General features: G+C 39.0%; 18 protein-coding genes, 1 pseudogene and 1 riboswitch. Of the genes and pseudogenes, 12 read left to right on the forward strand and 7 right to left on the reverse strand.

Annotation, left to right across the window (positions count from 1 at the left end; all coding sequences use genetic code 11):
• Positions 1-23 precede the first annotated feature (23 nt).
• Complete coding sequence (locus BMW59_RS21595) at positions 24-239, reverse strand: KTSC domain-containing protein (RefSeq protein ID WP_177174236.1); 216 nt, start codon at positions 237-239, stop codon at positions 24-26.
• Between the two features lie 64 nt (positions 240-303).
• The gene (locus BMW59_RS07875; protein WP_177174237.1) at positions 304-531 is read right to left on the reverse strand and encodes a thioredoxin family protein; all 228 of its coding nucleotides are present in this window, start codon (positions 529-531) and stop codon (positions 304-306) included.
• Between the two features lie 196 nt (positions 532-727).
• Positions 728-812: riboswitch (cyclic di-GMP riboswitch) on the forward strand.
• Between the two features lie 63 nt (positions 813-875).
• Between BMW59_RS07875 and BMW59_RS07880 the strand changes: the two genes are divergently transcribed.
• The 11 genes and pseudogenes from BMW59_RS07880 to BMW59_RS07930 all read left to right on the forward strand — a co-directional run bounded on the left by BMW59_RS07880 (position 876) and on the right by BMW59_RS07930 (position 12,282).
• The gene (locus BMW59_RS07880; RefSeq protein ID WP_093049886.1) at positions 876-2,669 is read left to right on the forward strand and encodes a putative bifunctional diguanylate cyclase/phosphodiesterase; all 1,794 of its coding nucleotides are present in this window, start codon (positions 876-878) and stop codon (positions 2,667-2,669) included.
• Positions 2,670-2,804: 135 nt separating this feature from the next.
• Positions 2,805-3,233, forward strand: coding sequence for a disulfide oxidoreductase (locus BMW59_RS07885; protein ID WP_425441261.1), 429 nt, complete (start codon positions 2,805-2,807; stop codon positions 3,231-3,233).
• An 8-nt stretch (positions 3,234-3,241) separates the two neighbouring features.
• Positions 3,242-3,712 (forward strand): thioredoxin family protein, encoded by a 471-nt coding sequence (locus tag BMW59_RS07890; RefSeq protein ID WP_093049889.1) that lies wholly within the window; start codon positions 3,242-3,244, stop codon positions 3,710-3,712.
• Between the two features lie 34 nt (positions 3,713-3,746).
• On the forward strand, positions 3,747-4,010 hold the full coding sequence (locus BMW59_RS07895; RefSeq protein ID WP_093049892.1) for a hypothetical protein: 264 nt from the start codon (positions 3,747-3,749) through the stop codon (positions 4,008-4,010).
• A gap of 107 nt (positions 4,011-4,117) precedes the next feature.
• Entirely contained in the window at positions 4,118-5,287 is a 1,170-nt protein-coding gene (iadA, locus tag BMW59_RS07900) for a beta-aspartyl-peptidase (protein WP_093049895.1), read from the forward strand.
• A 344-nt stretch (positions 5,288-5,631) separates the two neighbouring features.
• Entirely contained in the window at positions 5,632-6,081 is a 450-nt protein-coding gene (locus BMW59_RS07905; protein ID WP_093049898.1) for a MarR family winged helix-turn-helix transcriptional regulator, read from the forward strand.
• 50 nt (positions 6,082-6,131) lie between these two features.
• A complete protein-coding gene (locus tag BMW59_RS07910) occupies positions 6,132-9,521 on the forward strand; it encodes an efflux RND transporter permease subunit (RefSeq protein WP_245732999.1) in 3,390 nt (1,129 codons plus the stop codon).
• A 105-nt stretch (positions 9,522-9,626) separates the two neighbouring features.
• Positions 9,627-9,887, forward strand: a complete 261-nt coding sequence (locus BMW59_RS07915) for an LSm family protein (RefSeq protein ID WP_245733001.1) — start codon at positions 9,627-9,629, stop codon at positions 9,885-9,887.
• A 180-nt stretch (positions 9,888-10,067) separates the two neighbouring features.
• Positions 10,068-10,718, forward strand: coding sequence for a hypothetical protein (locus BMW59_RS07920; RefSeq protein ID WP_093049904.1), 651 nt, complete (start codon positions 10,068-10,070; stop codon positions 10,716-10,718).
• Positions 10,719-10,754: 36 nt separating this feature from the next.
• A pseudogene (trhA, locus tag BMW59_RS07925) lies at positions 10,755-11,394 on the forward strand (PAQR family membrane homeostasis protein TrhA).
• Positions 11,395-11,676: 282 nt separating this feature from the next.
• Entirely contained in the window at positions 11,677-12,282 is a 606-nt protein-coding gene (locus tag BMW59_RS07930) for a TetR/AcrR family transcriptional regulator (RefSeq protein ID WP_245733002.1), read from the forward strand.
• Between the two features lie 43 nt (positions 12,283-12,325).
• On the opposite strand, the gene BMW59_RS07935 is transcribed toward BMW59_RS07930, so the two are convergent.
• The 4 genes from BMW59_RS07935 to BMW59_RS07950 all read right to left on the reverse strand — a co-directional run bounded on the left by BMW59_RS07935 (position 12,326) and on the right by BMW59_RS07950 (position 14,017).
• Positions 12,326-13,042 (reverse strand): Crp/Fnr family transcriptional regulator, encoded by a 717-nt coding sequence (locus BMW59_RS07935; protein WP_093049907.1) that lies wholly within the window; start codon positions 13,040-13,042, stop codon positions 12,326-12,328.
• Between the two features lie 191 nt (positions 13,043-13,233).
• The gene (locus BMW59_RS07940; RefSeq protein WP_093049910.1) at positions 13,234-13,455 is read right to left on the reverse strand and encodes a YvrJ family protein; all 222 of its coding nucleotides are present in this window, start codon (positions 13,453-13,455) and stop codon (positions 13,234-13,236) included.
• Between the two features lie 91 nt (positions 13,456-13,546).
• The gene (locus BMW59_RS07945) at positions 13,547-13,768 is read right to left on the reverse strand and encodes a DUF2922 domain-containing protein (protein WP_245733003.1); all 222 of its coding nucleotides are present in this window, start codon (positions 13,766-13,768) and stop codon (positions 13,547-13,549) included.
• Positions 13,769-13,804: 36 nt separating this feature from the next.
• Positions 13,805-14,017, reverse strand: a complete 213-nt coding sequence (locus BMW59_RS07950; protein ID WP_093049916.1) for a DUF1659 domain-containing protein — start codon at positions 14,015-14,017, stop codon at positions 13,805-13,807.
• A 154-nt stretch (positions 14,018-14,171) separates the two neighbouring features.
• Here BMW59_RS07950 and BMW59_RS07955 point away from each other — a divergent pair, with 154 nt between their 5' ends.
• Positions 14,172-14,795 (forward strand): pyroglutamyl-peptidase I, encoded by a 624-nt coding sequence (locus BMW59_RS07955; protein WP_093049919.1) that lies wholly within the window; start codon positions 14,172-14,174, stop codon positions 14,793-14,795.
• A 105-nt stretch (positions 14,796-14,900) separates the two neighbouring features.
• On the opposite strand, the gene BMW59_RS07960 is transcribed toward BMW59_RS07955, so the two are convergent.
• Complete coding sequence (locus BMW59_RS07960) at positions 14,901-15,407, reverse strand: hypothetical protein (protein WP_093049922.1); 507 nt, start codon at positions 15,405-15,407, stop codon at positions 14,901-14,903.
• Positions 15,408-15,602 lie beyond the last annotated feature (195 nt).

Genomic DNA, 15,602 nt, shown 5'->3' on the forward strand with positions numbered 1-15,602 from the left:
CTTGGAAAGGCTTTGCCTTAAAATCAATCATTCATTTTTTTACAGGGAAACCTGGGTTTAATTCTGTCTTCAAAGAACTTCTTCATATTATTACTCGACATGAGTCCAACGTAATCTAATTTGAACACTTCATAATAGATAATATAACTCCCGTCTTCAAAACGGACATGAAGCTGTTTTTGTGTTTCATCATAGCCGAGTGAGCGGAAATACCCTTCTTTAAATTCTGTTTTTTCCACGTTAATCACCCTTTTATCTCCGACTTTTAAATAATGTACCCTTTCAGCCGCCAAAAAAAACAAATTACATGAAAAACTGTGTAATTTCTTCTTTAGAAAGCACCTTTCCACTGGATAGCATACGGTCGTTGATGAATAGAGCAGGAGTGTAGAATACTTTTTCCGGCGAACGAGGGAGGTCATGAACGGTTAAAATGTCAGCTTTTATTCCTAATTCTGAAATCACTTCTGTTACCCTTTTCTCAAATACTTTGCCGTTAATATTGGAGGTAATACAGATTTTTATTTCCACTGAACTCACCTCTTACTATTTCAAATATTCCCCTTTTCTATATTATAAAATGGAATAGACGCTTTGCGCTTTTTCATGTGTGGACAATCAATGGCAATATTGTTAACAAATTGGAAACGTTCTAGGGAAACAGAGGATAAAAAAACTTGCCGCTAAAGTCCTGCTCCGATTAAAATAAGAGTAGAGTTTTTAACACGAGAATAGAGGACTGCTGAGAACACAATCCTGTATATGGGCACTTAAGATTGTGGGAGCGATTAGTGCAACCGGCCTTTAGCTTTTTTAGGGCCGGTTATTTTTGTGTTTTAAACCTGTTTCTCACTTATTACTGAAGGAGGGGGACAATGAAAGCGCAGTGCAGGAATTCATTAAAAGTAAAGGCTGTGACTCAAGAGTTATCTGCAGCAGAATGGATAGAGTCGCTCGGAGAGAAAGGGTTAACTGATCCCTGTTTCACAGCTTCTCTCATTGACGTATTATTAAAAGCTGTTGAAAGAACAACCATAGTAGTGGTTGCGGACCTTACAGGAGAAGTAGTTTTTGTAAGCACTGATTATTCAAATAAAATGAATTTTGACCAGCATGAATTAATAGGGATCCCTTTCAGGGATTTATTAAAAATGACACATGTGGAGCAAGAAGACATTTATGCTCTGGAGAAAGTTATCTCATCGAAAAAAGAATTTATGGGCACATACAGACATCTAACCAAGAGTGGAAAAGAAATTGTTTTAGAGACGGTGTTTTTACCAGTTTTGCAAAGTTCATTCAATTCCGGCTTTATTTTAATTCTCCACAAGGACCTTACGCCATTGACTGAGGCTGAAGCAGCCATTCAGGAGTTTCTGACAGTCGATGTTATGACAGGAATGAAAAACCGCAAACAGTTTGAAGCAGATCTCTCAAAAACGCTTCAATTATGCAAAGAAACCGGAGAAGATGCTGCGGTATTACTTTTAGATATGGACCGTTTTAAATTCTACAACGACACTCTGGGACATTCCACTGGGGATAAACTGATTGAAGAAATATCAAAAGAATTAAAGAAGTTTGAAACTCAGGGTACTGCCGTTTACCGTTATGGAAGTGATGAGTTTTCAATCATTACGAGTGGACGGTTAGGACAAAAGAGACTGGCGATTTTGGCTAACAAGCTCTTAACGAGGTTTGCTATGCCGTTCATGGTTAAAAGTCATGAACTGTTTATTTCAGCTTCAGCAGGGATTTCCCAATTCCCGCAGACTGGATTAACATGTGCTGAGTTAATAAAGCAGGCGGAAACGGCCATGCAATATGCTAAGGAAACAGCAAAGGGACACTGGTATTTTTACAAGCCTTCTTTAAAAACACAGCATGAGGAAAGGGTTATTTTGGAAGACAGATTAAGAAAAGCAGTACGAAAGAAATCGTTTGAGCTTTATTACCAGCCACAATTCAGTTTAAGAAAAAAAACAGTAACAGGGCTTGAGGCGCTATTACGCTGGAATGATGAAAAGCTGGGAGAGGTGCCTCCTGCAGTATTTATTCCAGTCGCTGAAGAAACAGGGTTAATCATTCCAATTGGTGACTGGGTATTGGAGGAAGCTTGCAGACAGACAAAAAAATGGGCAGAAGATGGATTCTCTTTAAAGATAGGGGTAAATATTTCACCTTTCCAGTTTCAAACAGAGAACCTCGTAGGCAAAGTAACCTCTATATTAAAAAAAACAGGGTTAAGCTCTCATTATTTGGATTTGGAAATTACTGAGACCGGTTTATTAATTAACCAGGAAAAAAATTATAATATATTAGAACAGTTAAAAATGCTCGGTATAAAGCTTACTATTGACGATTTTGGTACAGGTTACAGTTCACTTAGTTACTTAAGGCATTTTCCTGTTGATGCTTTAAAAATTGACCAGTCGTTTATCAGGGAAGTTAGTGAAAACTGTAATGATCAGGCAATTGTTACATCTATTATTCAAATGGCTCACAACATGAATATAAGTGTGACAGCTGAAGGAGTAGAAACACCGGCTATGGTTACTTTCCTTAATGAGCGAAAATGTGATGAAATACAAGGTTACCTTTACAGCGAACCTCTGCAGGCAGAAGAAGTTGCTCATTTTATTAAAACAGGCGGTCAGGAATTACTTTAATAAATTCTTAAACTTTAACTCTCCATTCAGCTCAGCCGGAGTTTGTATTACATAGGTTTCTCTTTACAAACCCTTTCTATTTTGGATACATTATATAAAGAGCCGGGAAGGTATTTACAGAAAAGGGGGATCCACTTGAAAGCCTCGGAACAGAAGATAGAATATGCGATGCTGGCAGCGTGGGGAATTGCATTTATCTCAACGCTGGGCTCGTTATATTTTTCAGAAGTACAAAACTTCATACCGTGTGAATTGTGCTGGGTGCAGAGAATCTTTATGTATCCGCTTGTCATTACACTGGGTATTGCTGTTGTTAAAAAGGATGCCAGACAGGCTTTTTATACTCTGCCTCTGTCTGTTATAGGAATGGGAACAGCCATTTATCACTACTTGCTCCAAAAAGTCCCATTGTTCTCTGGAGCAGCTGAAGCGTGCGGCATTATACCTTGTAATTATCAGTATATTAATTATTTTGGATTTATCACTATTCCTTTTTTAGCCTTTACAGCATTTTTATTAATTTCATTAATTATGGTATGGATAGTGAAGAATACTAGGGAGTGACAGATCTCATGAAAAAATTAATTATTTTTGGCGGGATAGTAATTTTATTATTTGCAGCGATTACTTTTATAACCTCTTTTCAAAATGAGCAAAGATCAGAGGGGAATCCTTTTGGAAAAGACAGGCTGAGCAGTGAAACGATAGAACAGCTGGATGACCCGCTTTATCAGAATATCATTTTGCCTGAGGAACTTGAGGAAAAACTTCAAGCAGGCGAAGATGCAACAGTCTATTTTTACAGCGGACGATGCCCAGCATGTGATCAGGCTTCACCAATTTTAATACCTAAAGCGGAAGAGCTTGATATTGATTTGCACTTGTATAATATATTAGAATTTGAGCAAGGATGGAATGACTACGATATCGAAGGGACTCCTACAGTTATTCACTTTGAGAATGGAGAGGAAACTGCAAGAATTACAGGGCTTCATGAGGAAGAAACTTACGAACAATTTTACAGACAAGTAGTTTTAAATTAACTGGCAGGCTGATTTAATAATGGAGGTATGTTAAATGGAAAGGCTATTAAAATGGATAGGTTTAAGTATATTTATTGGATGGACAGCAGCCATTTTAGTTAATTATTCTATTTACCAGCATGCAACGACCCAATTAACGTTTGTACATCCAATGGTTGACGGGATCATTTTTATGTTGATTATGTTAGGTGTTTACATTTATATCTGGAAGTCGTATAAGAAAAAAAGGACAACAGCTACAGTACAACTAGGCGTTTTCGGAGCATTATCCATCGTACTGGCTATCGTTTTTCTATAAAACATCCCGTAAATAATATGATGATCAGGGCCGCCGTGTTTTCCATAGCGGCCTTTTTTTATGCTATATTTTAGAAGTAATTTAAAAATCCGGAAAGGCGGGATCAGGTGCTTACAGTTATAAAAAATGCTGATGTATTTACACCAGCTCCTCTAGGAATAAAGGATGTATTAATAGGAGGAAGTAAGTTCATAGCTCTGGCAGAAAGTATAGACGCTGAAAGTTTAAGCGACTTTACAGAAATTATGGAGGCGGATGGGAAGTATCTGGTTCCTGGTTTTATAGATGGACATGTACATATTACCGGAGGGGGAGGGGAGGGAAGCTTTAAAACGAGGACGCCCGAATTAATGCTTTCTGACTGTATCCAAGCCGGCATAACGAGTGTGGTAGGTGTCATAGGAACCGATGGGACAACACGGACGATGGCCAACCTGATAGCCAAAGCGAAAGGATTAAAAGAAGAAGGGATCAGTTGCTTTTGTCAGAGCGGTAATTATCATGTTCCAATTAAAACGCTGACAGGCTCGCTCGAAAATGACATTATGCTGATTGATGAAATTATTGGAGCAGGTGAAATAGCTATTGCTGATCACCGTTCCTCCCAGCCTTCTGTCGAAGAGCTTGCCCGCCTTGCCAGTGAAGCCAGGATTGGAGGTATTCTGTCAGGAAAAGGGGGAGTCGTTAATATACATGTAGGTGATGGCCCTGGGCAGCTTGATCTTATAGAAAAAGTAATTGAAACGACTGATATTCCTATCTCCCAGTTTTGGCCAACTCATATTAACCGGTCCTTGCCATTACTGGAACGGGGGATTGAGTATGCAAAGAAAGGCGGGTATGTAGATTTTACAACGAGCAGCCTTGATGATGAGAAAGGCAGCGATTTGAAGTGCAGCAAAGGTCTTAAAAGGATGCTGGAGGCCGGCGTACCAATTGAACAAATTACTTTTACTTCGGACGGACAGGGAAGCCTCCCTCAATTTAATAAACATGGAAATTTCACTGGTCTAGGCATTGGGAGAGTGTCAAGTCTGTTTTCCGAAGTTAAAGATGCTTTTATGAGTGAAGGGCTTCCTTTGGAACAAGTGTTAAAAACTGTTACGGATAATCCGGCACGTATCTTGAAGCTCGCTGATAAGGGGACTGTCAGTGAAGGGAAAGACGCTGATGCTGTGTTAATTGATAAAAAGACATTTACAATAGACAGTGTTCTGGCTCGCGGCGAGTGGTTAATGAAAGATTCTGTTCAGAGAGTTAAAGGCACATTTGAATAATTAATTTAAACTATTACTTTTCCTGAAATTTCATAAAGTGATAGTAGGGCTATTTATTTAATTGTCCTGTTAAAAGGCAGAGACTGAGACAAAAAGAATAGTAACCATAAAGAACTCCGGACAAATATTTGGCGATATTTGTCCGGAGTTTCGTTTTTACAGATACAGGAGGTTTACACTGACGAAGAATAAAAGCAGTGATTTTCAGTCCGTCAGGTGGACGCTTGCCCCGCTTCTGTTCCGCATGCTTAGGGTGCAGTTCAAACTTATTGACATGGTATTTTATGACCGCTATAGTTAAGAAAGTTAATAATTAAATCTCTTAATAGTTTAGGAGGGGTGCTATGTCTATCGAAAAAATAGTAGATGAAATTGAAAAGCATGTCATAGATATCAGTTTAAAATTAAACCACGAGTTTGGAAGTGAATTGGAAAACAAATTATCATCTAACCAGCAATTGATGCTTTTTCTTGTGGGGAGGAAAGATATTAAACATGTAAAGGATCTGGCTTACTTTATGAATGTGTCGGCAAGCGCCATCAGCCAGATGGCTGCAAAGCTTGAACAGATGGATTTAATTATCAGGGAAGTTGATAAAAATAACCGGAGGAATACGGTTTTGACTCTCGGGCCTGAAGGAAAATCCCTGTTAAACCAGATGGAAGAAAATCGCAGTGCGATAACTAATAAATATTTATCACAATTGACAGAAACAGATTTGCTTAACATAAGAGATGTGTTAAATAAACTTAATCATATTATAGGCAAGACGCAGAAAGGGGAGACACCATGAGAGGCCTGACCGGATTTTCCATCAGACGACCCGTTTTTACACTTGTAACCATGGCATTATTTCTATTGTTAGGGGCGGTGTCACTGACAAATATACCATTGAAGCTTATTCCTGATATTGAGGCGCCTATTGCGGCTGTTGTTACCAGTTATGATGATGCAAGCCCCCAGGAAGTTGTTGACCAGGTTTCGAGACCTATGGAAAACAGTCTTTCAACTGTTTCGGGCTTAAATAATATCAGTTCAATTTCAATGGAAGGTTCTTCTTTAACCATTCTTGAATTTTCCTGGACGACATCCATTGATGATGTGGAAAACGATATTATAAGCAGGATGAATCAGGCTCCTTTACCATCTGGCGCGAATCAGCCTCAATTTTTTAAGTTTGATCCTTCACAGTTTCCAATTATTCAGTTATCTCTTTCATCTGGAGATGAAGATGTGGATTTAGATGGTTTAGTGCAGGAAATGGAAACAGACCTTTTGCGGGTTGACGGAGTGGCAACTATTGATTTACTAGGTGACGCTGTAGAAGAAATAGAGGTGTCCTTAGATCAGGATTTACTTGAGGAAAACGGCCTGGATCAGTCAGATGTTGTTCAAGCATTACAGGCGCATAATATAACTGCACCGGGAGGCATTGTCAGCGACGGTGATATGGACCTTACTACGCGTGTATTGTTTGAAATGGGGGGCGTTGAAGATATTGAGAATATCGTCCTGACTGTAGACCCTGAAACCGAAGACGATGTAACAGTAGCAGATGTGGCTGACGTTGAATTAGGACCGGAGCCTTCAGATGTTATTACTCGGACTAATCAGGATGAAAGTATTTTAATGAGTGTCCAGCAGCAGTCAGATGCGAATACAGCTCAGGTTTCCAGAGCCTTCATAAATGAACTTGACGATTTACTCGCTGAGGATCAATACAGCGACATAGACTCGGCTGTGCTTTTCAATCAGGGGGAATATATCGATGATGCAGTGGCTAATGTTGCCTTGGCGCTTGTCGCTGGTGGAATCATCGCCATGCTGGTTCTCTTCGCCTTTTTGAGAAGTTTTAAGACACCTTTATTAATAGGAATCGCTATACCGTTTTCCGTTATTGTAACGTTTGTACTTTTATTTTTTACTAACTTTTCATTAAACATTATGACCTTAGGCGGACTGGCGCTTGGGATAGGGATGCTGGTTGATAACTCGATTGTAGTGATTGAGAACATTTACAGGCATCTTTCATTGAAAAAAGAGCCTAAACAGGCGGCTCTGGACGGAACAAAAGAAGTAGCAACAGCTATAACGGCATCAACTCTAACTACTATCTCAGTGTTTTTGCCAGTCGTATTTATTTCAGGTATTGTAGGAAATCTTTTCAGGGAGTTTGCGTTGACTGTGTCGTTCAGTTTACTTGCTTCATTGGCTGTCGCATTAACTGTCGTTCCAATGCTCGCCAGCCGGTGGCTGAAAGCACCTAAAGAAAATATTGAACAGAAACGCCAGAATTCAAAGTTTATTTCATTCTTTGACAGGTCGGCAAGATGGTCTCTGAAAAACCGGTTTGTAGTCTTTTTTGTTACTTTACTGCTTCTTTTAGCAGGCGGTTTTGGGGTCACAACAGTGGGTACGGAGTTTTTACCTGCGACTGATGAAAGCTTTTTCCAAATTGATGTAGAAAATGAGCCTGGCACGCCGTTAGATGTGACCTATGAAGATGTCCAGGAAATAGAAGACATACTGGATGACTATAACAACATTCAACATTATACTTCCGTAACAGGCTCAAGCGGTGACCAGGGGCCGACAGGCGGAAATGGTACGAGCCATGAAGCTGTCATTTATGTGACTATGGTTCCTGTCTCAGAAAGGGATATTTCAACGATGGACTTCTCTGAAGATATTCGGCGGGATATTGAAAGAGCAGCACCAGATGCTGACATTTCCATCTCTATGGATGCTTCTTTCGGCAGCGATCCTAATACGTTCAGTTTTGATTTAAACGATTCAAATCCTGTCCGTCTGGAAGAGACAGCTCAAGACTTACAGGAAGAATTTGAAGATATGAATGAGTTTACTGAAGTAACGAATACACTGGAAGAAACAGTTCCGGAGCTTCAAATTTTAATCGATGATGAGGCAGCCCGCGAAGAAGGATTTACTCCTGCACAAATTGCAGAAACAGTTGATAATAAAACAAGAGGTGTATTTGCCACTCAAATTGTAACTGATGAAAATGATGTACTTGAAGTTCATGTTCGTTACGATGAAGAATTTACCGGAGAGCTCGAAGCCCTTGAAGAATTATTACTGCAAAATCCAGAAGGAGATTTCGTCCAGTTAGCTTACCTGGCGGATATTGAGGAAGGAGAAAGTCCAGAAACGATTAACAGGGTTAACCAGGAAGAGTCTGTACAATTTTCGCTCTCGTTCGGGTCTGACTACAATTTAAGTGAGATAAACGAGCTTGTTCAGGACACGATTGACGATTACGGTCTGCCAAGTGAAACAAGTATTTCCTACACAGGTGACCAGCAGCTGCTGGAAGACGCAATCAGTGATCTGACACTGGCCCTGATTCTGGCAATAGTCTTCGTTTATCTCGTTTTAGCAGCCCAGTTTGAGTCGCTTAAATACCCGTTTGTCATTATGTTTACAGTGCCGCTCGTAGTTATCGGAGTAGCTATTGGATTAACGGTTACCCAGACACCGGTCAGCGTCACCGGCTTTATAGGGATTATTGTTTTAGTAGGTATTGTGGTCAATAACTCGATTGTGCTTGTTGATTACATTAATCAGCGTAAAGAAGCAGGGTACAGAAGCTATGAAGCCATTGTAGAGGGAGTAAAAGACAGGGCAAGGCCAATTTTAATGACGGCTTCCACTACAATTTTGGCGCTTATACCTTTAGCTTTAGGATTTGGTGAAGGAACTGAGATACAGCAGCCTTTAGCCATTACAGTAATCAGCGGGATGGTCAGCGCGACATTTCTGACACTTGTGTTAATCCCGGTTATCTACAGCTTTTTTGATAAAGACACGAGGTATTTAAATAAGAAATATATGATGCCGGACGGCAAATTGATTCCAGCTTATTTACTTGATGACAAATATACTGACGACCAAGGTAAAGAGAGACGGCATTACCAGCTCGAAGAAAATCAGTCATCTGTCGAACAGGAACCGGATTTTTCTGATTTTTATAAAGAAGCTGATGAGGAGCCTTACAGCCAGTATGATGAAGAGGTGGAGGACAAAGAAACATTAAATGATGAAACGGACAGTACTTTTTATAAAGACTTGTCTGAATCTGAAAACGAAGACCCTCTGAACCTTCCATCGAGAAAAGACCGGCACCGTTCATCTCAAATGACAAGGGATGATTTACTCGATATACTGGAAAAAATAGTGGATAAAAACAGAAACAATAAGGATAACAATTTTTAAGAGAAGGGGCCTCCCTTCTCTTTTTTTGTTATGAAGGGCTTGTGTCCAACCAAAAAACGTGTTGAAGCAATACACTAATCATGTACAGATAGAGGAGGTGATGCTGTGAGTCAGGTAAGCTATTACTATGGTATGTGCTGTCGTTATAAAGGAAGAAAAGTCCGTATAACGGATGTTGCAGGAAAGGAATATCGGGGCAGAATTGTTAATGTAGATAGTAAATATGTCTATTTAGAGCAGGATAGAGGATTTGGCGGTTTCGGGTATGGCTATTACAGGCCTTATCCAGGGTATTATTATCCTGTAGTGCCGGTTGCTTTAGCGGCGATCGGAGGATTTTTTTTAGGAGCGGCATTCGTCTGGTAAAGAAAAGGGATTATAATAAGAGACTTGCGGCAGAGACCAACTCCATGTCGAATGGAGTTGGTTTTCTGGTTTTAAAAGATCTTTTCATTCAATGGAAGATAATGATAAACTAAAAGAGTTACCAACTATAGTCACATAAAGACTTTAGTAATAAAATACAGAAGATCGAGGGGAAAGAAAATGAAAAGCAAAATGCTGTTAATAATCAGTTTTCTCCTTATCATTTCTGCGTGCACTAATAATGATAATGAGTCATCTAATGATCAGGAAGGTTTCCAGGAGACAGAGGATATGGAAACCCTGATAGCTACAAACAAAAAACTTGTGGAACAGCTTGAAAAAGAGCTGGACGAAAAAGATCAGTACAATGAGAGAATTAAGGATTTAGAAGAAGAAAACAAACAATTGAAAGATGATGTGCTTACCTATAAACAACAGGCTATTGAATCAGATGAAGAGCACCAGCAGGAATTGGAATTAAGGAACGAACTTGACCAGAGCGCCCGGGAACTGTTTCAATATATGCATGAGAGAAATCATACTGAATTGGAACGGTTAACTGCTTCAAATATTTCCGTACAGGAAGAAAATGACGTTTTGGAAGTAACCGATGAAGAGGACAATATAAGGACGTTCCATTATATGCAGCTTAATAATATGGTATATATACGTCAACGTTCTTTTTCTCTGGATATGTCGCAAGAAACTTTTGTTACCGAATATGAGTTTTATACTCATACTGATGACAGTTTTCTTTTTGAGGGAGCTATAGAACTTGTCTATACGGATGAAGATGGGTGGAAACTTTCATCAATCAGGTATATCCAGTAAAGACCGTTCAATCTCTTCATAAAAAAGGAGTTAAAAATGGGCAGTACTCACACTTTTACAAAAAAAGAAGAACTGGCAAATGCCATCACCCATGGGGGTTGGTGTCCTGCTGAGTATCGCGGCTTTAGTATTACTAATTGTATACTCAAGTATATACGGGGGTCCTGCCCATGTTATCAGTTTTACGATTTATGGTGTAACTTTATTGCTGATGTATATTTGTTCAACACTTGTACACAGTTTTCCGGAAGGCAAAGCTAAAAATATATTTGAAATTCTGGATCATTCAGCGATCTATCTGTTTATAGCAGGCACCTATACACCCATTATGGTCATTGTTGTAGAAGGGGCAAAAGGTTGGGTTCTGCTCTCGCTCGTATGGGGACTGGCTGTAGGAGGGATTATTTTTAAAGCTTTCTTTGTGAAGCGGTTTATAATAATTTCTACTCTGGTTTATCTTCTAATGGGCTGGATGGTTGTTTTTGTACTTGAACCAATAGCAGCTGCTATTCCTGTTGGCGGATTGGTGCTTCTTATTACTGGAGGAGTTTTATATACGGTAGGGACCATTTTTTATATTTGGCGTAAATTCTATTATCATCACGCTGTTTGGCATCTGTTTGTCCTTTTGGCCAGTGCAGCTCACTTCTTTTCAATACTCGTCTATTTGCTTTAGCAAGGTAGCGCCTGTCTCCATTATACGTAAGTGACTAATTTAAATTCTGTTTACACACTCCTTGATGAATTACTGACAATAATTCATTAAGGAGTTTTTTTGCGGGCATACTTAACTTACTAACAATACAACTGTCACTAAGTTGTCAACTTACTGATAAAATATTGTAAAGTAATTCACAGATTCTTTTCAATGTAAGCCTTTATAATGAAAGTAAGTTGTTAGTTATTACTAACACATTGTGATCGATTGAACAGTTATTAAGGACAGGTGGTGAGAGATATGATTGAGGTTAAAGATAAGCAAGGGATGTCCACTGAAGAAATTATTTTGGAAACCGCTATTGATCTTATGGAGAAAAAAGGATTTAAGGCAGTGACAACTAAAGAAATTGCTGCTCAATCAGGCTTCAGTGAAATGACCCTGTTCAGGCATTTTGGAACCAAACAAAATATTTTAGAAAAAGCCGTTGAAGTATACTCTTATTTAATAGATATGAAAACCATCTTATATGACCACGTGGAATATGACTTGAAAAAAGATTTAAAAAGGGTAAGCGAAACGTACCATAAATATAATCAGCATAATTATAAAATGGTACTTTTGTCATTTCAGGAAAGGCATACCCATCCATTTATCGGAGAAAAAATATCGGAAAATCCTAAGCGTCTGAAAAATTATTTAGTCGATTATTTTGAAGAAATGCAAAAAAGAGGGAAGATGATTGAAACAGATGCTGAAGCCCAGGCAATGAATTTTTTATGGATGAACCTCGGATATTTTATGTCCTTCCAGTTAGGCGGGAAGAAAGTAGCGCAAATTCCATTACAGACTTTTATTGAAGATAGTGTCGATCTGTTTGTCAGAGGGCTTACACCGTTTAATTAAAAAACTTTCTCAGCGTATGCGCATGAGAAAGTTTTTTTGCTGGTTAAACTGTACATTCCTCAAAGGGACAATTGTGGCAGCGTAAGTGGTTTTTTAAAAAATCTATATTATGGATAGTGATATATTTAGTATTTACTGAAAGAATATTTTGTTTGATCAGCCTTTTCAAGATCCGGTTGATACTTTCCCTCGTAGCCCCTACATAGTTGGCAAGCTCCTGGTTTGTTATCTTCCTGTTAATAAGGATACCCTGTTTTACTTCTATTCCGTACTCATTAGATAGTTTGATTAAAATGGAGAAAACGGCACCTTGTTTTCCGCAAAAAACGAGATCCCTGAATTGCGCCATCATTATATGATTCTGAGATGAAAGCCATTGCATATAAGCAACAGATAATTCCTGTTTATTAATCATCAGTTTCTCTAATTCATCCCGTTTAAAACGTAATAACTCGGCGTCCTGTGTCACCTCTGCGTTAAATTGACAGTTGAGGTGGTTAAATAAACTTAATTCGCCAATTAAATCATTTTGTTTTTTATTTTGCAGGAAGAAGACCTTTCCTTCAGATGAGGTTTTGGTCAGTCTGACTTGCCCTTTATTAATAAAGTAAATATAATCAGGTAATTCACCTTCCCGAAGTAATAAGCTGCCTTTCGCCACAGAAATTTCTGACCCTGTTTCATATAATAACTGCTTTGTTTCCTTAGATACCAGTTCATAAAAAGTTGGAAGCGTCTGGACTTTCGCTTCTTGACTCATTAACTATCCACTCCCTCAAAAAACTCATTTTGCTCCCCGGTTTAAATACTGGCTTACAGCATTTGTACCAATCGTAGCATACGGAAACAAGGACTGAAGAGTTCAATAAAGAACATTTTATTACATTTTTACTTTAAATATATATTAAAGCTGCCTGACAGTTGACATAGACAGACAGCTTTTAATAGGCTTCAGGAATGTTCCTCAACCAGGGTATCTAAAGTTTGCCGGCTGTTTAAAGGCTTTCCTTTTACTTGGCTTTTTTTCTTTCCGGAGCGGACAGGGCAAACCTGTTGCAGCTGAAGAACAGACTGGTTCACGTTATCCAGTTTCTTTTCGATCCGGTAAAGTAAATAAAAGGTGATAACAATAGGAAAACCGTATTCACCGGCAGCACTTAACCATATTTCCATCATTTTCTCTCCTTCCCGTGATGAATAAAAAAGGCAACTTGTAGAATAATCTGCAAGTTGCCCTGAAACCTATCATCGTTACGGATACTGATTAAACCTCAATATCAAGTATGTCTACAGTTCGTTCAACAAGTCTGGCACCTCTTTTTTTGATTAGGTCGCCTTTTGAAGATACGAATACGTTCTGGGCAATTATGACGTCCATAACCTCTGCCACTGCAGACGGATTAACAGGTTCGGCAGGCTCATCAATTCCAATCGTCACACTGGCGCCATCTTCGTTGCTGAAAAGTAATTCTAATCGCTTAGACACTTCTTCACCCCCGTATATTAACATTTAATTTTAAACTTACTCATAAAGCTCATACGTGTTGTTTCGCTCCACTTTATCAAGATCATATGGCTGTAGTGAAGCGAGCGATTGTGCTGTTGTAAAAAGAGCTTCATTACTAGCACCGGGTTTAACATTCCGGAAGTGCCTGGACTGATAAACTTCATTTCCCTTTTCATCCACACCTGTCAGGAACGTTAATGAGAGTCTTGTGAAAACCGCTTCATTCATGTCTGATCACCTCCTTTCGTCTAATAAGTACAAGATGTGTGCCAAAAAGGAGGAGGGACAGCTAATATATTTTTTACTGAAATCCTTTTAATTCTGATAAGATGAAAAAGATGAATGATAGAAGGATATGAGAATAAAAGGAGGCAATTAGGGAATGCGCATTTTAATCAGCGGCTTTGAACCTTTCGGGGGCTTAACAACTAATCCTACGATGGAACTTTTGCAGAGGGCAAAGACATACAATTTAGAAGGTATTGACATACAAACAATTACTCTTCCTGTCGTCTATCAAGAGTGTATGCCGCCGCTGTTGAAACAAATGGAAGAATTCAACCCGGATGTTGTTTTATGTCTTGGGGTGGCAGTCGGACGGTCAAGTATTGATCTCGAAAGAACAGGAATAAATATACAGGACTCGGCAGGCGAAGGGGACAGAGGGGATAATTCGGGCGACAAGCCTGTAGACAGGCCTGTTATACCGGAGGGGCCTGACGGATTGTTTGCTACTCTGCCAATAAGAGACTTATTAAGTGCTCTGAGGGAAAAAGGGATACCAGCAAAGATATCTAACAGTGCCGGGACCTATATATGTAATACTACATTATACTCTCTCATGTATGAAATCCATAAAACAGGCAGCCTTGCTAAAGGCGGTTTTATACATGTGCCCGCCACTCCTGATATGGCTGCTTCTCAGCCACATCTTCCGAGTATGGATATCGTCACCCAGGAAAAAGCTTTAAAAATAGTAATCAGTAAACTGAAAGAAATTAATTAACTTTTTAAAAATATAGACTGGAAAATGCGTTACATTAATTTCCAGTTATAGGTAGAAAAAAAGGGCTGTGCTCAAAAGTTTTTACTTTTAAGCCAGCTCCTTTTATTATTTTTCGAAATAAACGTAATTTGATAGAACATTTTCTAACTCATCTGCTTCGTCATTACGTATATAAGTTTTAATCTTCTGGCCTTTGCCAAGTTCCATAATAAGCTGGGATTTGTTTTTTTTCTTTTTTCCCCATTGAACTGATCTGATTTTACCCCATCTGGCATGATAACCGGCGAATATCAGTGCTTCTCCCTGGATTTCAAAAATTCGATCGAGGGTAACCAATACATAGGTTCCTAAAATGAAAATGATAAAAAAGAGAATAGTGGCGTTGAAAAAATTATTGAAGATTTCAACAAAAAGAAAAACGCTCAAAAAAAGTACGCCATAAGCTGCCATGATCGACCTTTTATACGCTTTAGAATCTGTCGGAATCTTTTTCCGGTCATTCAGCCGGTAGATGACATAGTCCTGTGTCGACTTGCGGTGTTTATGAGTAAAAAGGTGGTAAACGGAAATAACACCCATTATTGTACCTGTTAATAAATAGATCCATTGCATAACGTTTCCTCCGAGGATTAAGTGATATTTCCATTTTACCACAGCCTGAACGAGAAACAAAAAAGGCACGACCCAAGGTAAAAAGGTCGTGTCTTATTTATACTTTAGCTCCACATTCTTTACTGCTGGGCAATGCTTCAGCCCCGAACAATATCGTTATCATAAATGTAATGAATTCTGCCGTTCACTTCGGGC

It is taken from the genome of Salipaludibacillus aurantiacus (assembly GCF_900111295.1).
Classification (GTDB): Bacteria; Bacillota; Bacilli; order Bacillales; family Salisediminibacteriaceae; genus Salipaludibacillus; species Salipaludibacillus aurantiacus.